This window comes from Thermomicrobium sp. 4228-Ro (assembly GCF_026241205.1).
Classification (GTDB): domain Bacteria; phylum Chloroflexota; class Chloroflexia; order Thermomicrobiales; family Thermomicrobiaceae; genus Thermomicrobium.
The window spans coordinates 723,113-742,071 of sequence record NZ_JAPFQM010000001.1 but is presented as its reverse complement, the minus strand read 5'-3'; the positions used below and the strand labels follow the sequence as shown (position 1 = coordinate 742,071).

Here is an 18,959-nt window from a genome sequence, read left to right as displayed (position 1 = left end):
TGGTCGACGGCCGATGTGGCCTTGGACCAGTCATCGTGACCTCTCGCGGGAGCGCTGGTGGGGCCACTTCGCCCCACAACGCGGTACGGTGCGCGACTTCTGAGCCGATCACAGGGTGCAGAGTTCGCTTGTCAGCACGCTGCCGAGGGTGTTGAATTAGTTGTGAGCGGTCGTTCCGACTCGTCGGAGGAGGCAAAGGCGCGCGATGCCGAACCTGGGTTGGCAAGAACTCCTGATCATTCTCTTCATCGTCGTCATCATCTTCGGCGCGAGCAAGCTGCCGGAAATCGGCCGTGGGCTCGGGCAGAGTATCCGTGAATTCCGGCAGGCCGCTCGTGAAGCACAGGAGACGCAGCAGGCGGAGCAGGCGCAGACCAATCTGCCGGACAAGACAGCCTGAGTTTCACTGTGGCTATCGCTCCCTCGCAGGCAGCGTTCTCGCGTGGCAGGACTCCTCGGCCAAAAAGGGGTGAACGCAGACAGGCTCCTCTCCTGAGAGGAGCCTCATTGGTGTTTTCTTGGTCGATGAGCGAATAGGGCGGGGATGATGCAGCTGCTTTGGGTCGCGCTCGGTGGCGCGCTCGGGGCGACGCTCCGGTATCTCGTGACAGCCTGGGTGCAGCAGCGTGTCGACTTCTTCCCCTGGGGTACACTTGTCGTCAATCTGCTCGGTAGCTTTCTGATCGGTATGGTGCTCGAGCTGACCGTGCGTGGTTTCCTTTCTAGTCAAGCGCGTCTTTTTCTCGCGGTCGGTTTGCTCGGTGGCTTTACGACCTTCTCTTCGCTCAGCTGGGAAACGCTCGCGTTGGTCGAGGACGGTGATGTCCTGCCAGCGCTCGCTTATGCCGGCGGATCGCTCGTCGCGGGGATCGTCCTCGCGTGGTTCGGCAGCGTGGTAGCTCGGTGGCTTTGGTCGTTGTGAGGAGACGAGCATGCGCTTGGCCGGAGCAGCGAAATGGCTGCGTATCTACGTGGGCGAACGTGATCACTGGCACGGAAAGCCGCTCTACGTAGCGATTTTGGACCTCCTTCGTCACGAAGGTATCGCTGGGGCGACGGTCTTGCGAGGTATCGCTGGCTATGGTGCGAGCGGCTCGCTCCATACCACACGCATCGTTCAGCTGTCGATCGACCTGCCCGTGGTGATCGAGGTCATCGACAGTGCCGAGCGCATCGCCGCGGTGTTGCCGAAGATCGACGGAATGGTCAGCGAGGGACTGATCATTCTGGCTGACTGCGACGTTGTCGCCTATCGGACGCGTCGATCCGGTGAGCAGCGTGGTATGGCAGACGAGTGACCGCGGTTTCTCGTTTCCTGAGCGTATGCGACAATTGGACTGCGTCGGGCCTCCGGCAAGAGATGGCGAGCGACAGGAGGCAGAGGCGCGTGGCGGACGAAGTCCAGCGGCTTTTGCACTATCTGGCTGAGCATTATACGGGCCGCGAGGAAGCCAAGGATCTCGAGCGGAGCTCGGCGGGTCTGGAAGAGCATGAGATCGCCGTCGAGCAACGGCGTGTGATGCGTCGCGAGCATCAGCTCGCTGACAAGCTCGCACGCGCGTTCGAGCGTGGCCTGCGGCGGGCGTACGAGGCATCTCGGGCTGGCGGGAACGCGATCACACTGGACGATCGCAAGCGCGACGAGAACGAGATGGCCGAAGCGTTGATCCATTTTCTCGTTGGGCCAGGCTTGGCGAAGTCGATCTCCCGCGAAACGGAACCGATGCATTACCAGTACATCATTTCGATCGATTGGGATGCCCTGGCACGGGTTGCGCGCGACGCGCAGGTCGATCTCGCTGCGCTCCTCGAGGATCGCTGATGATGGCGGAACCGGAGATGCAGCGACCTGGGGCGTTGACCGACGCGGAACGTCTCGAGCGAGCCATGCATGCCGTGGGTGTCCGCTTTCGTCGCCCGCGCCTTCTGCAGCAGGCATTGACGCATCTTTCCTATATCTACGAACGCAGTCGCAGTGTCCAGACCGCGATCGCTGAGTCGAACGAACGACTGGAGTTCCTCGGCGATGCCGTCCTCGAGTTGTTGGTGAGCGAGTTTCTCTATCGACGCTTCCCCAGCGCGAGCGAAGGAGAGTTGACAGCCTATCGGGCAGCGCTCGTTCGGACGCCGACGCTGGCACGTTGGGGGCAGCGCCTCGGGCTCGCTGAGTTCCTCTACTTGGGGCGCGGTGAGCAGCCGCGACCGGATCGGCCGGTGCGCGAACGGATCCTGGCTGGTGCTTTCGAGGCGATCCTGGCAGCCATCTATCTCGACCGCGGCCTGCGAGCGGCACGGTCGTTCTTGCAGCGTCTCCTCGAGGAAGAGGCGGAAAACCTGATCGCGCTCGGGCAGAACGAGAACTACAAAGGCCGCTTGCAAGAGCTGACGCAGGAGCGTTTGCATGTGACGCCGGTATACCGCACCATTGCAGTGACGGGGCCGGCGCACCAGCGTACGTTCACGGCCGAGGTGTTGGTCGGCGAGCGTGTGCTGGGGGTCGGGCATGGCCCGAGCAAGCGTGCCGCCGAGCAGGAAGCAGCTCGTCGGGCCCTGGAAAGGCTGCGGGCGGAGGGGGTCGGCTGAGCGTATGGGTGGGCTCTACGACCAGTTGACGATCTTCGGGGGGAATTCGAACCCGGAACTGACGCGCGCGATCTGCGCCTACATCGATATCCCACCAGGTCGCATCGAGGTCTTCAAGTTCAGTAACGAGAATATTTTCGTTCGCATCGGCGAGAGTGTGCGGGAGAACGACGTCTTCGTCATCCAGTCGTTCTCGAGCCCAGTGAACGAGAGCATCATGGAACTCCTCATCATCATCGATGCGCTGAAACGCGCCTCTGCCGGGCGCATCACGGCGGTCATTCCCTACTATGCGTACGGGCGGACCGACAAGAAGGATCAGCCACGGGTACCGATCACAGCGCGGCTCATCGCCGACATGATCACCGTGGCGGGTGCCGACCGGATCCTGACCGTCGATTTGCACGCTGGCCAGATCCAGGGGTTTTTCAATATCCCGGTCGACGAGATGACGGCCTTGCCGATCCTGGCGCGCTACTTTCAGGAGAAGCGCCTGGAGAATCCAGTCGTCGTCTCGCCGGATCTCGGTAGCACGAAGCGCGCTCGCAATTTTGCCGAGGAGCTCAATGCGCCGCTCGCGATCATCGAGAAGCGGCGGCTGGGGAACGACGATCGGACGGAAGTGCTCAACCTGATCGGTTCGGTCGACGATGCACAGGTCATCCTGATCGATGACGAAATCGACACCGCTGGATCGATTACCCAGGCTGCCGAGCTCTGCATCGCGCGGGGAGCACGGGAGGTCTATGCGGCGTGTACTCATCCGGTGTTGAGCGGTCCAGCGGTCGAGCGACTGGCGCTGAGTCCTCTCAAAGAGGTCGTGGTCACCGATACCATTCCGCTCCCACCGCACAAGCGGCTGGACAAGATTACGGTCCTCTCTGTCGCACCCTTGCTGGGCGAGTCGATCCAGCGGATCCACACCGGTGCCAGCGTGAGCCTGGCCTATCGGAGTGCCGGGCGGCTCCCGTTGCGCTGAATGGGGCCCTGGATGGCACCGAGGAACGCGACGTGACAGGCTGTGCTACCGGCGACTTCCTGTGGGGTGCCGTAGGGTGGGCTGCTCCGCTGAAGGCGACGCCCGCATTTTGGGCGTGGGCACGTCGAACGAGTCGCCCAGCTTGACGATCCGTGCTACCCCGTGGAACGCTTCACGCGCTCGATCGGGAGTCCCGTGGCAGGGATGTCGACCGATGTCCTATCCGTCGTTCCGCTCCCGTCGTCGCCAGCCGCTCAGCTCGCTCGTCGCGGGCTTCGTCGTCTTCCTCGTCGTCGCTGGCGGTCTCGTCGCGCTCGCTGTCCGGTACGGTCTCCCGTCCACGAGCAATGACCACGGTGGTGTGACTGCGACGGCTTCGCCCAGTAGCGAGTCGGTTCGCCCAGGAGCGCGAACGGCCCGCGAAGCAGCGGAGCGCTTCGTGCAGGCGTGGGAGCGCGGTGACTACCGGGCGATGTACGCATTGCTCTCGAGCGCAGCGCGCGAACGGATCGACGAACGTTCGTTCGTCGCTCGGTACGAAGGGATCGCCGGGGAGATGGGGCAGTTGTCGATCCGGATCACGCTCGGCGAACCGCTTCCCGGTACCCTCCGTTTCCCCATCCACGTCGTGCGCGAAAGCTCGCGGGTCGGTACGCTCGAGGAGGAGAACGCGATTCCGATCGTCCGTGAGGGCGATGGCTATTGGGTCGACTGGACGCCGTCGCTCATCGTCGCCGATCTCGGCGACGGTCGGCTGCAGTGGATCCCGACCGTACCGCAGCGTGGTCGTATCCTCGACTGGAAGGGGCGGCCGCTCGCCGAACTGGGGCTGGTTAACAAGGTCGGGGTGGTTCCGGGCCAGATCCAGGACGAACAGCAGCTGCTCGAGCGCTTGAGCCAGCTGCTGAACCTTCCGCAAGAGACGATCCGGCAGCGGTACGCGCACGGGCAATCGGACTGGTTCATGCCCATCGCCACGTTGCCTGACCCGATCGATCCGGCGTTGCTCGAGCAGCTGGCGGGGGTTCCGGGTGTCGTCGTCCGGCAGTGGCCAGAGCGAGTGTATCCGTTAGGACCGGCGGCGGCGCACGTGACCGGGTATCTCTCGGAGGTGTCCGCGGACGAGTTACCGGAACTTGCTCGCGAGGGATACGAGACGGGCGATCGGATCGGCCGCACCGGTATCGAGGCCTGGGCGGAGCAGTTCCTGCGCGGGCGGCGTGGAGGGCGGCTGGTCATCGTCGGCCCGGATGGACGTGAGCGTCGGGTTCTCGCCGAGGTTCCGGCGGAGCCGGCTGCCGATGTCGTGACGACGATCGACGCTGATCTCCAGCGTGCGGCATTCGAGGCGCTCGGCGATCGGGTCGGCAGCGTGGTCGCGATCGACCCGCGGAGCGGGGCCGTTCGCGCGCTTGTCAGCAGCCCGAGCTTCGATCCGAACCGGTTCATTCTCGGTCTTCGGTCGGAAGAGTGGCAGGCGCTGAACGACGAAGAGCGCCGGCCGCTCCTCGACCGTGCCACCCAGGTCAGCTATCCCACGGGGTCGACGTTCAAGGTCGTGACGATGGCGGCTGGGATGGAATATCTGGGGCTGGATGCGCAGAGCGCCTTCGATTGTCCGCCGACGTTCACCTTACCGGGAAGTCCGGTGGTCTGGCGGGACTGGAACCCGCAGGGGCAAGGACGGCTGAGTCTGCACAACGCACTGGTGCAGTCGTGCAATACCGTGTTCTTCCAAATCGGTGCGCAGCTCGACGAACGCGATCCGAATCTCCTCCCGCAAATGGCGCGGGGGTTCGGGTTCGGTTCGGAAACTGGGCTTCCGGAAGTACCGGAGTCACCGGGTCTGGTTCCCGATCCGAACTGGAAGCTCCGGGAGCGTGGCGACTATTGGGCCCGGGGTGACGCGGTCAACCTCTCGATCGGGCAAGGGTTCTTTCTCGCGACACCGCTCCAGCTCGCTGACGCCTACGCAGCTGTGGCGAACGGTGGGACACTCTGGCGGCCGTACCTGGTCGATCGTGTGGTGGCGATCGATGGCACCGAGCGTGTGCGGTCTGAGCCGCGCCAGCGAGGTACGCTTCCCGTCTCCGCCGAGCACATCGCGGCGATCCGGGCTGCATTGCGTGACGTGGTAGCACGGCCGAACGGAACAGCCTACCCTGCCTTCCAGGGCTTCGCGCTCCCGGTGGCTGGGAAGACCGGTACGGCCGAATCAGGGCAGGAGACGCCACACGCCTGGTTCGTGGCGATCGCACCAGCTGACGACCCACAGCTCGTCCTGGTCGTGATGGTCGAGCACGGTGGTGAGGGGTCGCGCGTCGCGGCACCGATCGCGCGACAGATTCTCGAGGCAGCGGTGCGTGTTGGCTTCTTCGGCTGATACCGGAGCTACCCAACCAGGCTCGTTCCTGGAGGAACCACCTCGGGCTCATCCCGATCGATCAGTGGCGCTTTGCCGAGGGGGTGGAGAACCAGCGCGGCGACACGCATTCCAGCGAGCGCTGTTGCCGGGATCGATTGGCCTGGAAAGACGCTGTCACCGACCAGATACAGTCCGGTCGCGATCTCGGTCGGCCAGGAGACGAGTGGGTGACGCTGTGGGAAGCCACCGACCCAGCCCCAGGGGCGGCGGACGAAGCGCTGGATGGCGAGTGGGCTACCCGGCAACACCCAACGGACGGCTCTCGGAAACCACTCGAGTCCAGCGGCGACAGTTGCGATGATGCGATCTGTGTACGCGGCGATCGCAGCCTCGTAGGCAGACGGATCCGTGGTCGCGAGCTGCCACCAGTACTCGGGGCGCGTGTGGGTGCTCAGCGTCGCCGACCGGCGCCCGGTCGGTGCTCGAGAGCTGTCCCACTCTGGGCTGAGCGAGAGAAAGACGGAACGCCCTTCACCGAGCGATCCTGACCCGATGACCTGGTGATGAGTCGGGATGCCCGCTGGTATCGCGCTCGCATCGAGGCTCGCGTAGAGCAGGAAGGCGCTCCAGCCGCGCGGCGGTCGAGCGATACGACGGTGAAACCAGTTCGGCGCCTCCGGCCAGAGTCGACCGAGTGTCCAGGGAGTGAGGTTCGCGATCACGATGTCGGCTTCAACCTGAAGATCCCGATTGGTGCGCACGGACCAGCGACTGCCCTGTTGGGCGATCGCCACGACTTCCTGCCGGAGCAGGACAGTCCCACCGTATCGCTGCACGGCTTCCGCGAGCAGCCGGGCGACGGTGCCGGTACCGCCGGCCAGTTCCACCACCCCCTGCCTGGGAAGGTCGAGCGCCGCCGCGCCGTACAACGCGTAGACGGCGTCGGCAGTCGCTTGTGCGGCGATGAGGAGCTGCGCATCGATGAAACGCCGGAAGACCGGATCGGCTGGGAGATGGGCGGAGAGTGGACGCGCGAGATCCAAGGCGAGCGAGGGTGAGGGACGGGCCGACGCCAACCAGCCGACAGTTGCGGCTGCGAGACTGCGCAACGTGGCAAGACGGCGTGGGTGCAGTTCCGGGAGGCGGAAGGCGAAGTCCCACAGGAGGTCAGCAGTCCGCTCTTGCCAGCACCAAAATCGCTGACTACCTGGAAAGACTGCCTCGTAGATGGCATGGCGTTGTTCGCTACCGAAGCGAGGAACCTGCAAGCCTTCGTCGAGGAGATGGACGACCATCGCTGGTTCGATCGGTCTGCCCGGCCAGCGCTCGATACCGGCAGCGCGTGCGACGAGCTGGAGGGCGCCTCCGGGGGCGAGTCCAGCGACCAGAGTCGCGCCAGCGTCGAACCAGTGTCCGCGGTGGCGAAAGGTCGCTGCGCAACCTCCGGGATAGACATGGGCGTCAAGGACGGTCACCGGGAGCCCGGCACGGGCGAGCACGGCAGCAGCGGTCAGCCCGCCGATCCCGGCACCGATCACGACGACGCTCGGGCGCGAACTCCTGGGCATCACGTATCCCCGTCATCCGATCGCCCGAGCACGAGCCGGAACCACGCGAGAGCGCGGTGACGAGCAGTCGCATAGTCGACGATCGGAGCCGGGTAATCCTGACCGATCACGCAGCGGGCTGCTTGCTGGACGAGGGGTGGCATGCGCCACGGAGCGTAGAGGTAGTCGGTCGGGATATCGGCCAGCTCCGGAACCCAGCGACGGACCCACGTCCCCTCTGGGTCGTAGCGTTGTCCTTGCACGACAGGATTGAAGATGCGGAAGTACGGCGCAGCATCGGTTCCGGTACCGGCTGACCATTGCCAGCCGCCGGCGTTCGCAGCCAGGTCTCCGTCGAGAAGTTGCTGGCGAAAGAAGCGTTCCCCTCGTCGCCAGTCGATGAGCAGGAGCTTCGTGAGGAAGTTGGCGACGATCATCCGTGCCCGGTTACTGATCCAGCCCTCGGTCACCAGCTGGCGCATCGCGGCATCGACGACCGGATAGCCGGTCTCTCCCTGCTGCCAAGCAGCGAGGTGCCGCAAATCACCTGGCCAGGGTCTGTTTTGGAATGCGGGATGCATACTGGTGCGAGCGAACTCGGGATGGAGGGCGAGCAAATGGTAATAAAACTCGCGCCACAGTAACTCCCCGACCCACGCCTGGGCACCCTGAGCTGCCTCAGGAACGCTGCGCGCGTGCGCTGCGCGGCAGTAGGCTTCGCGGACGCTGAGTAGGCCGAAGCGAAAATAGGGCGACAGCTGGGAACTCCCGCTCCCATCGAGCAGATTGCGGCTTTCGTGATAGCGAGCGATACCCTCAGAGAGGAAGCGAGCGAGTCGCTGGCGTGCCGCCGCTTCGCTCGCTTCGAACCGGGTTGCTTCCGCCGTTTCCGTGAGCGACAACTTCCCGGCGATCTCCGCCGGAGGAGGCGGGAGGACCGGCGGAGCTGGAAGGAGGTCTTCACAGCTGGGCTGGGGCAGTGCACGCCAGGCACGGACGAACTGGGTATAGATGCGGTATGCGGTGCCGTGTGGTGTCCGCACTGAACCGAGGGGCCGGATCGTCGAACCGGGAACGAGCAGGAGCGGGCAACGCAGACCGACCGAGCGGTCGCGGCGCTGCGCATAGGGTGTCGCGTCCTCTTCGGCGACGACTGTGGCCCGGAGTGCACGCGCGAGCTCCGGCACCACCGTGACCGGGTCACCGCGGACAACCGTGAGCGCGCTGCCGCGCCGCTGTAACTCCGCATCGAGCGACCGAAGCGCAGCGAGCAGGAAGGCGTTCCGGCGCGGACTCCTCGCAGGCCCTTCGAGCAGGTGCGGGTCGAGGACGAACAGGGGTAACAGTCGTTCCGCTCGAGCGAGGGCTGCGTGCAGCGCCTGGTTGTCGTACAGACGGAGGTCGCGCCGTATCCACCAGATCGCTGTCACCATCGGCAGTTTTCCGCTCGCTCGTTCGCCGGGGACACGCTCCTCGAGTCGATACGGAGGGACAGCTGAGCGAGGTGATGCCGGGTTCGCCGATCCCCTTTCGCCCAGCGATCCTCTCGTTCAGTAATGGATACTCACGACCGACCCGATATCCAGGAAGTTCCAGAACCACTCGGCGTCGCTGTTGAGCAGCCCGACGCAGCCGTTCGAGGTGAAGCCGCCGAACTGCGACGGCGGTGTCCAGTAGTTCCCGTGGATGGCGTACCCACCGGACTTGAAGTACTGCGTGAACTGAACGTTCGTTAAGTAATAATACCCGGGCGAGCCGGGTGGTATGCCCACCGTTGCAGCATCCATCGTCTCGTTGCGGACGCGGTAGAAGATCTGGTACACGCCGGTTGGCGTCTTGCCGTCGCGCCCGGCCGTGATGATGGCGACATAGACCGGGCGGTCACCGTCGTAGGCGACCGCGTAGAAGGAGCGCAAGCTCACGTCGACCCAGTGGCCACCGAAGCGCTGCGGCGGGAGGTCAGGAACCAGCGGCTCGACCATGGCGGCAGCGACGTACCGGCTCTCGCCCAGCTCGTACCAAATCGGGTTGCCGTCCACTGGGTCACCGACCGTGAGGCCGCGGATCGGCACCGGGTGCCGGGCATAGGTCCAGGCGATGACCGAAGCGGCGTTGCTGGGTGCACTCCGGATCGCCAGCGTCGAGGCAGTGACCCTGCCGAAGACGGCACCGTCGTCGGTCGAGACCGCACGGGACCAGCGGTAGTCCAGGAGCTGCGGTGGAACCTCGATCGCCTCGGGGCGCTTCGGGACGGGACTCGTATCGACGCCACGCGCCTGGGCGTACTGCACGCCCAAGCGACCCAGCAAGACTTCGAACGGCGTCCCCTTATTCTCCGGGTGGTACTCGAAGCGCGCCCGCTCGAAATACTGCACCGTGTAGTACTCACCAGTATCCGGATTCCACTCGGTGAATTCCTCCGAGATCGGGTAGCCGAAGGTAGAGAGTCCGCCGTTCGCCTCCCAGTAGGCCTTGAAGCCGTACGCCAGCGTGTGGCCGGTCTCGGGGAAGAAGCGCCGGTTGGGATCGTTGTTCGCCACGTTCGGATCGATCCGAAGCGGACGGAAGGCCGCTTCGTTGCGGCGCCCCTCGGTGATCCAATTGCCGAGCAGTGTGGCCAGGACGGTGTACCGCGTCCCCTGGTTTTCCGGATGGTATTCGAAGCGGGCCCGCTCGAAGTACTGCACCACCATGCCGTCCTGCGTGAACGGCTCGGTGATCGGATAGCCGAACGTCATGAGCCCGCCGTTACTGATCCAAGCCCAGAGAAAATCGCCGCTCAGGTGGTGCCCAGTTTGAGGAAAGTACAGCACTAACCCGTGCCAGTTCGCTGCATGGGTGATCTTGGTGACCGGGGCGAGCGAAACGGTCAGCAGAACGAGCGTGAGGACGATGCCGAGAGGCAGCTGGAAACGACGAGGCATCCACGACCCCTTCCCTACCCTGCAGTCCGTCGCCACCAGTCAGTGGCGACCTCCTCATAAGAGTCTAACGCACGACCGTTGGGATCGGTTCCACACTGGTCAGGAAGGGAGTGTGAACTCCCGGAGTTGGGCAGCGTAGCGATCGGTCGTCCACTGGACGATGCCGAGGTTCGGACTGAACCAGAGCGTACTGTCGAGATACGAGAGGACGAGGGTGGGTGGGTCGCTCGTCTCGAACGTGAGACGCCAGGCAGGAACAACACCATATGGTGTGCCGACGAGCGCTTGTTCGTCCACGCTGACCCGCAACGTGATGGTGTGCGCACCGACCCGGGTCGAGAGATAGGTCGCGGTCGATTCCCACGACTGTCCTTCGTGCAGTCGATCGGGCGCGAGGATGGCTAACGCTGGCCAGAACACGACTGTCTCGATGAAGGTGCCTGCCCGCGTGAAGCGTTCCCAGCCAGCCAGCGCGAGCCCCTGTTCCGTTACTGCCCAGTAGGTGTACCAGCGGCTGGAGCCGCGGAGCTCTTCGCGCACGATCAGTTGCGAGCCAGCGATGAAGCTCGTGCTGGGCCCGGAAACCTGCCAGGTCTCGTCGAGGCGGCTCGACGAAGAGTAGACGCTCCGCGTACCGGGTGCCAGCCCATAGACGGCGGAATCGCCATCGACCGAGAGCGGCGGTGTCTGCGCGTACCGCCACCGGAGGTAGTGCTGGCCGATATTGCCCATCTCGACGCGCCAGCCGGGAGGATTGCTCGGCGTATAGGTCAGGATACGCCGCTCGAATGGCTGCACGAGCACCCACGTCGGCTGCCCACGCACGCGAACCTGAACCCAAAACGGATCAGCGATGGGGTAACCGAGCACGAAGAGCCAGTCGAACACGGGATCGGCCTCGACCACATGGTCTCCCTGCCAGATGAGGCCGGGTTGGGTCATGAAGGTCCAGAAGGCACGTGGAATGTTGTAGCCGACCGGCTCGCCGACCGGGCCGGTGTAGGTGATGTAGCGGACGAACTCCACGTCGGGATCTTCGGTAGCGTCCGGGCGCTCCGACCATCCTTCGGGACTTAGCACGGCAGTCGCTGCTTGACCGGTACGATCCGGCTGTGATCGGTCGACAACCCACGCCAGGTCGGCATAGGTGGGAAAGGGGTTGTCTGGGTCACCCGCGACTGGAACGGATGCCCCGCGACCAGCGTCCAGGAAAAGCTGGTCCCCGATCTGGATGCGCCCGCTGACGAGCTCTCGCGTCAGGAGCCCACCGGTGACGAACCATTCCGCACTCGGGTCACCCTCCGGATGCGTGAGTTCCATGCGACCCTTGTCGAAGTACTGGACGAGCCGGGTGCGATCGGGCGACTCTTGGTAGCGCTCGGTGAGACCACCGGTGAGTGGGGTCGGTCCCCAGATCCACGAGCGTTGGACCACGCCAGCCGCGACGGGACGATCGACGCGTTCCCAGCGCGCGGCGAAGGCTGCGTCCGCGAACGTGTTCGTCTCGGCCTGTGCGGACGATGCCGGGAGCCAACCGAAGGCCAGTGTCGACACGAGTGCCAGGACTCCGACAATTCGTCGAACTGGCACGATGCTGTTCCTCCCCGCACTCATACCCACACCTGCAGTCCATCGTACGCGAGGAAGACCTGTTTCGGCAGACGCTCGCTCCAGTCGGTGTGTAACACTTCATGACTGACGTGGGTCAAATAGGTTCGTCGCGGGCGGACTCGCTCGACAATGGCCAGAGCTTCCGCCAGACTCAAGTGTGTCGGGTGCGGGCGATCGCGCAAGGCGTTGAGGACGAGCACTTCGACACCGCTGAGGAGCTCGAGCGACGAAGCCGGAATCGTCTTCGCGTCGGTGACGTACGCCAGCGGCCCGCAGCGGAATCCATAGACTGTCCAGTTGCCGTGCCGCACCGGGATCGGGACGATCTGGCACCCGAACAGCTCGAAAGGTCCGGTGAATTCATGCAACTCGATGTCGGGCTTGCCACCGTAAAAGGGCAATGGCTCGCTAAAGGCGTACCCGAACCGCGTCCGGAGTTCGCGCGCGGTGTGCGGATCAGCGAAGACTGGAACGGGCGCTTGACGGAGGTAGTTGAACTGACGCAGGTCGTCGAATCCACCGACATGATCAGCGTGCGCATGGGTGAAGAGCACCGCGTCGAGGCGGCTCAAGCCGACGGCGATGGCTTGGAGGCGCAGTTCCGGTGCGGTGTCGATCAGGAGATTGCGATCGCTCAGGTGCAACACGGCCGAACAGCGCGTGCGCCGGTCACGTGGGTCGACCGACGTACAGGTGCGGCACCGGCAACCGATCACCGGTATGCCGTTCGATGTTCCTGTCCCCAAAAAGGTCAACCCCAGCACGGTACCCGTTCGTTCTCCCTGTCTCGATCGCGACCATCCGGACGATTACTCGGGGACCAGCCTCCCGCACGGACCGGTACCGATGATACTCCTCCCGGAAACGCTGACTGTCGATGGATTCGATGGGTGTGTCGGTCAACGCCTTTCGGGAAGGCACGATGACTGACGGTCGCCTGCGCTGGCTAACGAGGGGGAAGGCGAGGGCCGAACCGGTCACGAAGGCGGGTGAGCGACCCGTTCCCTCATGGCTCGAGCACTTCATAGAACTCCTCGGGCGGACAGCTCCCGACGCGCTCGACTGGCAGGCTGTCGCTGCAGCGCTCCAGCGTGCGGTCGATGCCGATCTCGTCCGGATCTGGCGTGTCGTCCCTGAGCGGCAATTGCGCCTCGTCGTGGCTCAGGGGCTCACTGTCGAGCCGATCGCGACGCGCCCGTTCCCGTTGGGTTTCGAGCGTCTGGGCCCTCGTGAAGCAGCGACCGGACGGGTGTCGGATATCGGAGTCGGGCCGCTCCTCTCGACTCTGGATATCGAAGAGTTCCAGCGCGACGGGGTTCGACAGCTCTTGGTCTTGCCGCTCGCTGCTGGTGACCGGATCGTCGGCCGGCTGGACGTGGGAAGGTATCGCGACGAGCCGTTCGCTCCGGACCAGCGCACGGTCGCATCGCTCCTGGCGCCGCTCCTGGCTCTCGAGCTGCTGGCGAGCGAGAGGCAGACCACCGATCGAGCGTGGACGAGCACGCTGCTCGCGGAGGCTCTCGCGTCCGTGTCGACTGCGCGGGAATCCCTCGTTCGTGTGCTGGAGGTAGTACGCTGGCGGACGCGTGCGGATGCAGCCCTGCTCGTCCGCTGGGCACCGGGCGACCGCCCTGAGTTGCTCGTGACCCAGGGCGACGCATCGTTGTTCCCCGACCCTGCAGCGCTCGCGACGACGCGCGTGACTGGGATCCTGCGCGGGGTGCTCGAGCGTGGCCGGGGTGAGCGCTTGTCGGAAGCGGACGGCATCGGCCTTCTCTTCCCGCAGGAAGTGGCGAGCGTGATCGCCGTGCCGCTTCCGGTCATCGTGGAGCGGGCTCGTGGTCTCGTTCTCGTCGTTTGGCGAAGAGCGGATCCGGAAGCTGCGGAAGAAGGGCTTCGTGCCCTGGAAGGGATCGCACCGGCACTCGTCGGTCTGCTCGCCTGGCTCGATGCCGAAGAACGAGCGAGTACCGCGCGATCCCTCACCCGCCGGTACGAGGAAGCACTGACGACGCTGATCGCAGTCAGCGAGCCGTCGAGCGTCAGTGCATTCCTCTGGAGTCTGGTGAGTCGCGAGCCGGACGCCGTCGCGTCGGCACTGGTGCTGCGGGACGGTGACCGACTGCTCTGGTTTTGGGTCGGTGATGGTGCAACGCTTCCAGTGCGGAGCGTGTCCCTCGCCCAGGATCTGTTCGGCCCACTCCTTCGGAACGCCGAGCCAGTTCGCTTGGGGGATGCGCAACGCGAGCAGTGGCAATCGGTGGTACCGGAAGGTGTCGCTGCGCGCTCGCTGCTCGTGGTTCCGCTCGGTTCGGGAACGGGAGCCCTCGTCCTGGCGAGCGCGCGCGAGGAGCCGACCGCGAACCTCGAGCAGCTCCTGCGGTGGCTGGCTGCGTTGGTCGAGCCAGCCCGGGCCGATCTGGTCCGTCGTGCCCGCTCGAGTGCGGAGCCGGACCGCCGTGGGCAGGCGTTGCTGGATGCGCTGGCGGTCGAGGAAGATGAGCGTCGCCGACTCGTCGAGACGATCCACACGAACGTGTTGCAGGGACTCGCCTCGACGCTGTACCGCATCGAGTTGACGTTGCGCCGGGCAGATCAGCAACCGCTCGAGCAAACGGTGCTCGAACTGGAGCAGGTGCGCGATCGACTGGCCGAGCATATCGCAACGCTCCGTGATACGATTTTCCGCTTGCGACCGGCCTCGCTCGACCATCTCGGACTCGTTGCCGCATTGCGGGACTTCGTCACGCAGCTGGAGCGGACGACCGGGATAACCATCGAATTTTTCGGCGACGTGCCAGAGCGACCGACGCCTGATTTGGAAGAAAAGCTCTACCGGATCACGCAGACGCTGATCGAGCGGGCACGACTGCCGGTCGGCATCACGCGATTGGTCGTCCGGGTGCGGCAGCAACGGGACGGGGCGATCTTGCTGGTCATCGCCGATGACGGCAAATGGGCCGGGTACGAGAGCTGGGTGCGATTGCCCAGCGTGGCGCTGGTAGAAGAGTGGGTGCGCGTGCTCGGGGGGACGATCCGGGCTACTGGCTTACCGGAAGGCGGGACAGCGGTGGCGATCTCGATACGGCCTGATGTCCTGGCTTCCCAGACTCGAGTCCCGATTGGGACGAACCGGTGATGACGAAAGGGGTGGGAATGGAGTTGAATGAGAACTGGGGACAGATCGTCTCCGATCGGTTGCACAGGGCATAGTAGGAGCGCGAGATGGCAGGCGAACGCCGTATTCGGGTGCTGATCGTGGACGATCACGATCTGTTTCGTGAGGGGTTGCGCCAGCTCATCGAGACGGACGAAGCGATCGAAGTCGTCGGCGAAGCTGCCAGCGGTCAGGAGGCACTCCAGTTGGTCGAACGGCACCGGCCGGATGTCGTGCTCATGGACATCAACATGCCAGGGATGGACGGAATCCGGGCAACGGAGGCGATCGCCCAGCAGTATCGGGACGTGCACGTGATCATGCTGACGATGTACGACGATGAGGAATACGTGCTGCACGCGATCCGGGCAGGTGCACGGAGTTATCTAGTCAAGAACAGCAAGCCGGACGAACTGCTGCGGGCGATCCATGTCGCCGCCGAGGGTGGTGCGACGATCGATCCCGACCTCGCACCGATCCTGATGCGGGAGTATCAGCGGCTTCTCGCCAAAGCGCCGACGCGCGGGCAAGAGCTTTCCGATCGCGAGCTGACCATGCTCCGGTTGCTCGCCCAGGGTTACAGCAACAAGCAGATCGCTGATGCCTTGCATCTCGCCGAGAGTACAGTCAAGAACAATCTCTCGGCGCTCTTCCAGAAGCTGGGAGTCCGTGACCGCACGCAGGCTGTGATCTACGCCATCTCGCACGGCCTGGTGCCGCGACCGACTGATGTGCCACGGCGGTAGCCGATCTCGCGCGTTGTCGTGAAGTATGCCACCATGAATGCGCCACCGAACCCGGTGGCGTTCGTCGTTCTGTCGGTTCGGGTGGGAGGCGAAGGACGATGGCACAACTTCCGCTGAGCGGCGTCCGCGTTGTCGACCTGACGCGCGTGATGGCGGGACCGTACTGTACCATGCTCCTGGGTGATCTCGGCGCGGACGTGATCAAGATCGAGCGTCCTGGGACAGGGGACGACACGCGGTCGTGGGGCCCGCCTTTCATTCATGGTGTCAGCGCGTACTATCTTTCGGTCAACCGCAACAAGCGGAGTATCACACTCGACCTCAAGCATCCAGCTGGACAGGAGGTCTTTTGGCGCCTGGTCGATCGTGCTGACGTGGTCGTCGAGAACTTCAGCCCGGGTACTGTCGATCGATTGGGTATCGGTTACGACGCGGTACGCGGTCGTCGCCCACAAATCATCTATTGCTCGATTTCTGGTTTCGGTCAGACTGGACCCGGTAGGGACCGGACCGCGTACGATTTGATCGTCCAGGGCATGTCGGGGTTGATGAGCGTGACCGGTTTCCCGGACGGCGATCCGGTCCGGTTCGGTGTCCCGATCGCCGACATCGGGGCGGGAATGTTCGCAGCCCTGGCGATCGTGGCGGCACTCTACCATCGCGCGCAGACGGGCGAGGGGCAGTACATCGATACCTCGATGCTGGGTGGCCAGGTGGCATTGCTCACCTACCAGGCTGGGATCTACTTCGCGACCGGTGAGACGCCGAAGCGGACTGGTAATGCGCACCCGATCGTCGCCCCGTATCAGACGTTCCGGAGCGCGGACGGGCATGTGAATATCGCTGCAGGGAACAACGCCATTTTCGCTCGGATGTGCCGGGCGCTCGGGCTGGAAGACCTTCTCGCGGATCCGCGTTTCGCCGACAATGCCGGGCGGATCACGAACCTGCCGGAACTGGTCGAGCGTATCGAGGCGGTGACGCGGACGCTGACGACTGCCGAGATCGTCCAGCGACTCGACGCAGCTCAGGTGCCCTGTGGCCCGATCTACACCGTTCCGGAAGTCTTCGCCGACCCGCAGGTGCAGCATTTGGAACTGCATCAGCGCGTACCGCATCCGACGCTCGGTGCGGTCGATCAGACCGGCTTCCCGTGGCGCTTCTCGAGAACGCCGGCGATGATCCGCCGCCACCCACCGCTGCTCGGCGAGCATACCGAAGAAGTGCTGGGCGAGCTGGGTTATACGGCGGACCAGATCGCAGCCATGCGCGAGGCCGGCGCGATCTAGGCGCGGTCATCGAGTTCTCTCCATGGGTGCCAGCGGAGGCGCTCGCGCCAGCGTTCGAGAATGGTGACCAGGGGATCGCTGAGCAGAAGGACGAGCAGCGCGTTCCCGAGGGCACGCGTGCCGTCGAACAGGAGCGAGGTCGCGATATAGAAACGGGCATAGGCGCGGACGGTTTCGGCGAGCGACATGCCCGGGACCCAGTACAGTCCTCCGCTGTCGGTCACGCCTGGAGCGGCGAACGGCCAGAACCAGAGATTCATGAGCGCACCGAAGAGGAAGCCCCAGGCTGCGCCGAACCCAGCGAGCAGGAGACGACGCTGCCAACCCTGGAGCTTCGGTAACCATCCGGCCGACTGCCCGATCCAGCCCGCGCAGAGCATCTGATAGGGAAGCCACGGGCCGATGCCACCGGTCAGGATGGCGGAGAGGAGCAGGGTCAAGGCACCCATCGCGAAGCCGAAGCGTGCACCGAACACGTAGCCGCTGAGGATGATCAGCAGAAAGATCGGGCTCGCACCGATCAGGCTCGGGAGGAAGCGGAGTGCCGCATCGATCGCCACGAGGACAGCGAGGAGCGCGACAGAACGCGCGACATCCGTGCTGGCACGCTCAGGCTGGACGAACTCGCTCAAGAGGACCGCGACCGAGAGCAGAGCGAGCGAGGCGAAGAGGAGCGGTACAGCGAGGCTGCTGCCTCGCGCTGGTTCGATACCGATGGCAGCGAGGAGAAAGGGATAGACGAACGCGGCGACCCCGCCGAGCGAGGCCAGGATCAGACTGAACGGACCGGTGAGACGAGCGAGCTGACCCATCAGGAGACGAGCGAAGACAGCGGTCGGACCGGTGCGGCTCGATCCTGCATGTCGGTCGAACAGCGCTCCGGATGGAGCAGTGCGGCGAGGATCTCGACTCCGCCGACCACGCGCGGTCCGGGACGACTGAAGTAACTCGACGCGTCGACTGCCCAGACTGCCCCGTGCGACACGGCCGGGATATCACGGAGTGCGGGATCGGCGAGGAGCTGTCGGCCCAGTTCCTGCGTGCTAGCGAGGTCGTATCCGCAGGGCATCAGCACGAGCACGTCGGGAGCGACAGCTGCGACCTGTTCCCAGGTCACGGTGAAGGAGGGTTTCCCCGCGATCGCTAAGACGTCGTGACCGCCGGCGATTTCGACCATCTCGGGTACCCAGTGGCCAGCGACGATCGGTGGGGCGAGCCACTCGAGGCAGACGACTCGGGGCCGGCTAGGCGTCCCAACCAGGCGGTGCTGGATCCAGACGAGTCGCCGGCGCAAGGCGGTCACGACCGCTCGAGCTGTCTCCTGGCGTCCGGTCGCAGCGCCGACGGTCTCGATCGAGTCGAAGATCTCCTCGAGCGTCGTCGGTTCGACCGAGATAACCTGTGGTGGTCGGGGTAGAGCGGCGGCGAGCCGGCACACATCATCGACAGAAACAGCGCAGACTGGACACAGCGCCTGCGTCAGGATCAAGTCCGGGGCGAGTGCAGCGAGCTGCTCGGTATCCAGCTCGTAGAGCGGGAGCCCGGCTGCGACGCGCTGACGCACTGCTGCGTCGATTTCGGCGTGACTCAGTCCAGGAGGGAGGAGACTCCGGGTGATCCGTGGCTTGGCGCGCACAGCCGGGGGATAATCGCACTCGTGCGTGACGGCGACGAGCTCGTCGGCGAGTCCGAGTGCCCAGCAGATTTCGGTCAGACTCGGCAGCAGGGAGACGATGCGCACGGCTGTTTCCGATCGTC

General features: G+C 64.7%; 17 protein-coding genes. 10 read left to right on the top strand and 7 right to left on the bottom strand.

Features of this window, described 5'->3' with window-relative positions:
- Positions 1–205: 205 nt before the first annotated feature.
- The 7 genes from tatA to mrdA all read left to right on the top strand — a co-directional run bounded on the left by tatA (position 206) and on the right by mrdA (position 5,945).
- Complete coding sequence (gene tatA / locus OO015_RS03730; protein ID WP_265939888.1) at positions 206–400, top strand: twin-arginine translocase TatA/TatE family subunit; 195 nt, start codon at positions 206–208, stop codon at positions 398–400.
- A 144-nt stretch (positions 401–544) separates the two neighbouring features.
- The gene (crcB, locus tag OO015_RS03725; RefSeq protein WP_265939887.1) at positions 545–922 is read left to right on the top strand and encodes a fluoride efflux transporter CrcB; all 378 of its coding nucleotides are present in this window, start codon (positions 545–547) and stop codon (positions 920–922) included.
- A 10-nt stretch (positions 923–932) separates the two neighbouring features.
- Positions 933–1,298, top strand: a complete 366-nt coding sequence (locus OO015_RS03720; protein ID WP_265939886.1) for a DUF190 domain-containing protein — start codon at positions 933–935, stop codon at positions 1,296–1,298.
- Between the two features lie 89 nt (positions 1,299–1,387).
- The gene (locus OO015_RS03715) at positions 1,388–1,822 is read left to right on the top strand and encodes a hypothetical protein (RefSeq protein WP_265939885.1); all 435 of its coding nucleotides are present in this window, start codon (positions 1,388–1,390) and stop codon (positions 1,820–1,822) included.
- Positions 1,822–2,583 carry a ribonuclease III gene (gene rnc / locus OO015_RS03710; RefSeq protein WP_265939884.1) on the top strand — a complete coding sequence of 254 codons (762 nt, stop codon included), beginning with the start codon at positions 1,822–1,824 and terminating at the stop codon, positions 2,581–2,583. Before OO015_RS03715 ends, rnc begins: the two co-directional genes overlap by 1 nt.
- A gap of 4 nt (positions 2,584–2,587) precedes the next feature.
- Entirely contained in the window at positions 2,588–3,562 is a 975-nt protein-coding gene (locus tag OO015_RS03705) for a ribose-phosphate diphosphokinase (protein WP_265939883.1), read from the top strand.
- 214 nt (positions 3,563–3,776) lie between these two features.
- The gene (gene mrdA / locus OO015_RS03700) at positions 3,777–5,945 is read left to right on the top strand and encodes a penicillin-binding protein 2 (protein ID WP_265939882.1); all 2,169 of its coding nucleotides are present in this window, start codon (positions 3,777–3,779) and stop codon (positions 5,943–5,945) included.
- Positions 5,946–5,953: 8 nt separating this feature from the next.
- Here mrdA and OO015_RS03695 read toward each other — a convergent pair whose 3' ends face one another.
- The 5 genes from OO015_RS03695 to OO015_RS03675 all read right to left on the bottom strand — a co-directional run bounded on the left by OO015_RS03695 (position 5,954) and on the right by OO015_RS03675 (position 12,773).
- A complete protein-coding gene (locus OO015_RS03695; protein WP_265939881.1) occupies positions 5,954–7,495 on the bottom strand; it encodes an FAD-dependent oxidoreductase in 1,542 nt (513 codons plus the stop codon).
- Positions 7,495–8,907, bottom strand: coding sequence for a cryptochrome/photolyase family protein (locus OO015_RS03690; protein ID WP_265939880.1), 1,413 nt, complete (start codon positions 8,905–8,907; stop codon positions 7,495–7,497). The genes OO015_RS03695 and OO015_RS03690 overlap by 1 nt, the downstream gene beginning before the upstream one ends.
- A gap of 117 nt (positions 8,908–9,024) precedes the next feature.
- Positions 9,025–10,398 carry a L,D-transpeptidase family protein gene (locus tag OO015_RS03685; RefSeq protein WP_265939879.1) on the bottom strand — a complete coding sequence of 458 codons (1,374 nt, stop codon included), beginning with the start codon at positions 10,396–10,398 and terminating at the stop codon, positions 9,025–9,027.
- Positions 10,399–10,497: 99 nt separating this feature from the next.
- Positions 10,498–11,988, bottom strand: coding sequence for a hypothetical protein (locus tag OO015_RS03680; RefSeq protein WP_265939878.1), 1,491 nt, complete (start codon positions 11,986–11,988; stop codon positions 10,498–10,500).
- A 20-nt stretch (positions 11,989–12,008) separates the two neighbouring features.
- Positions 12,009–12,773, bottom strand: a complete 765-nt coding sequence (locus OO015_RS03675) for an MBL fold metallo-hydrolase (protein WP_265939877.1) — start codon at positions 12,771–12,773, stop codon at positions 12,009–12,011.
- Between the two features lie 158 nt (positions 12,774–12,931).
- Here OO015_RS03675 and OO015_RS03670 point away from each other — a divergent pair, with 158 nt between their 5' ends.
- The 3 genes from OO015_RS03670 to OO015_RS03660 all read left to right on the top strand — a co-directional run bounded on the left by OO015_RS03670 (position 12,932) and on the right by OO015_RS03660 (position 17,201).
- Positions 12,932–15,148: a GAF domain-containing protein gene (locus OO015_RS03670; RefSeq protein WP_265939876.1), complete on the top strand. Its 2,217-nt coding sequence runs from the start codon at positions 12,932–12,934 to the stop codon at positions 15,146–15,148.
- A gap of 86 nt (positions 15,149–15,234) precedes the next feature.
- Complete coding sequence (locus OO015_RS03665) at positions 15,235–15,912, top strand: response regulator (RefSeq protein WP_265939874.1); 678 nt, start codon at positions 15,235–15,237, stop codon at positions 15,910–15,912.
- A gap of 98 nt (positions 15,913–16,010) precedes the next feature.
- Positions 16,011–17,201 (top strand): CaiB/BaiF CoA transferase family protein, encoded by a 1,191-nt coding sequence (locus OO015_RS03660; RefSeq protein ID WP_265939873.1) that lies wholly within the window; start codon positions 16,011–16,013, stop codon positions 17,199–17,201.
- Here OO015_RS03660 and OO015_RS03655 read toward each other — a convergent pair.
- Both OO015_RS03655 and OO015_RS03650 read right to left on the bottom strand, forming a co-directional pair.
- The gene (locus OO015_RS03655) at positions 17,198–18,013 is read right to left on the bottom strand and encodes an ECF transporter S component (protein ID WP_265939871.1); all 816 of its coding nucleotides are present in this window, start codon (positions 18,011–18,013) and stop codon (positions 17,198–17,200) included. The two genes, OO015_RS03660 and OO015_RS03655, sit on opposite strands and share 4 nt — an antisense overlap.
- Entirely contained in the window at positions 18,013–18,942 is a 930-nt protein-coding gene (locus OO015_RS03650; protein ID WP_265939869.1) for a cobalamin-binding protein, read from the bottom strand. Before OO015_RS03650 ends, OO015_RS03655 begins: the two co-directional genes overlap by 1 nt.
- Positions 18,943–18,959 lie beyond the last annotated feature (17 nt).

Bases quoted from the DNA above. Each gene is read 5' to 3' on its own strand.
- tatA (WP_265939888.1), top strand. From the start codon at position 206: ATGCCGAACCTGGGTTGGCAAGAACTCCTGATCATTCTCTTCATCGTC.
- crcB (WP_265939887.1), top strand. From the start codon at position 545: ATGATGCAGCTGCTTTGGGTCGCGCTCGGTGGCGCGCTCGGGGCGACG.
- OO015_RS03720 (WP_265939886.1), top strand. From the start codon at position 933: ATGCGCTTGGCCGGAGCAGCGAAATGGCTGCGTATCTACGTGGGCGAA.
- rnc (WP_265939884.1), top strand. From the start codon at position 1,822: ATGATGGCGGAACCGGAGATGCAGCGACCTGGGGCGTTGACCGACGCG.
- OO015_RS03705 (WP_265939883.1), top strand. From the start codon at position 2,588: ATGGGTGGGCTCTACGACCAGTTGACGATCTTCGGGGGGAATTCGAAC.
- mrdA (WP_265939882.1), top strand. From the start codon at position 3,777: ATGTCCTATCCGTCGTTCCGCTCCCGTCGTCGCCAGCCGCTCAGCTCG.
- OO015_RS03695 (WP_265939881.1), bottom strand. From the start codon at position 7,495: ATGCCCAGGAGTTCGCGCCCGAGCGTCGTCGTGATCGGTGCCGGGATC.
- OO015_RS03690 (WP_265939880.1), bottom strand. From the start codon at position 8,907: ATGGTGACAGCGATCTGGTGGATACGGCGCGACCTCCGTCTGTACGAC.
- OO015_RS03685 (WP_265939879.1), bottom strand. From the start codon at position 10,398: ATGCCTCGTCGTTTCCAGCTGCCTCTCGGCATCGTCCTCACGCTCGTT.
- OO015_RS03670 (WP_265939876.1), top strand. From the start codon at position 12,932: ATGACTGACGGTCGCCTGCGCTGGCTAACGAGGGGGAAGGCGAGGGCC.
- OO015_RS03665 (WP_265939874.1), top strand. From the start codon at position 15,235: ATGGCAGGCGAACGCCGTATTCGGGTGCTGATCGTGGACGATCACGAT.
- OO015_RS03660 (WP_265939873.1), top strand. From the start codon at position 16,011: ATGGCACAACTTCCGCTGAGCGGCGTCCGCGTTGTCGACCTGACGCGC.
- OO015_RS03655 (WP_265939871.1), bottom strand. From the start codon at position 18,013: ATGGGTCAGCTCGCTCGTCTCACCGGTCCGTTCAGTCTGATCCTGGCC.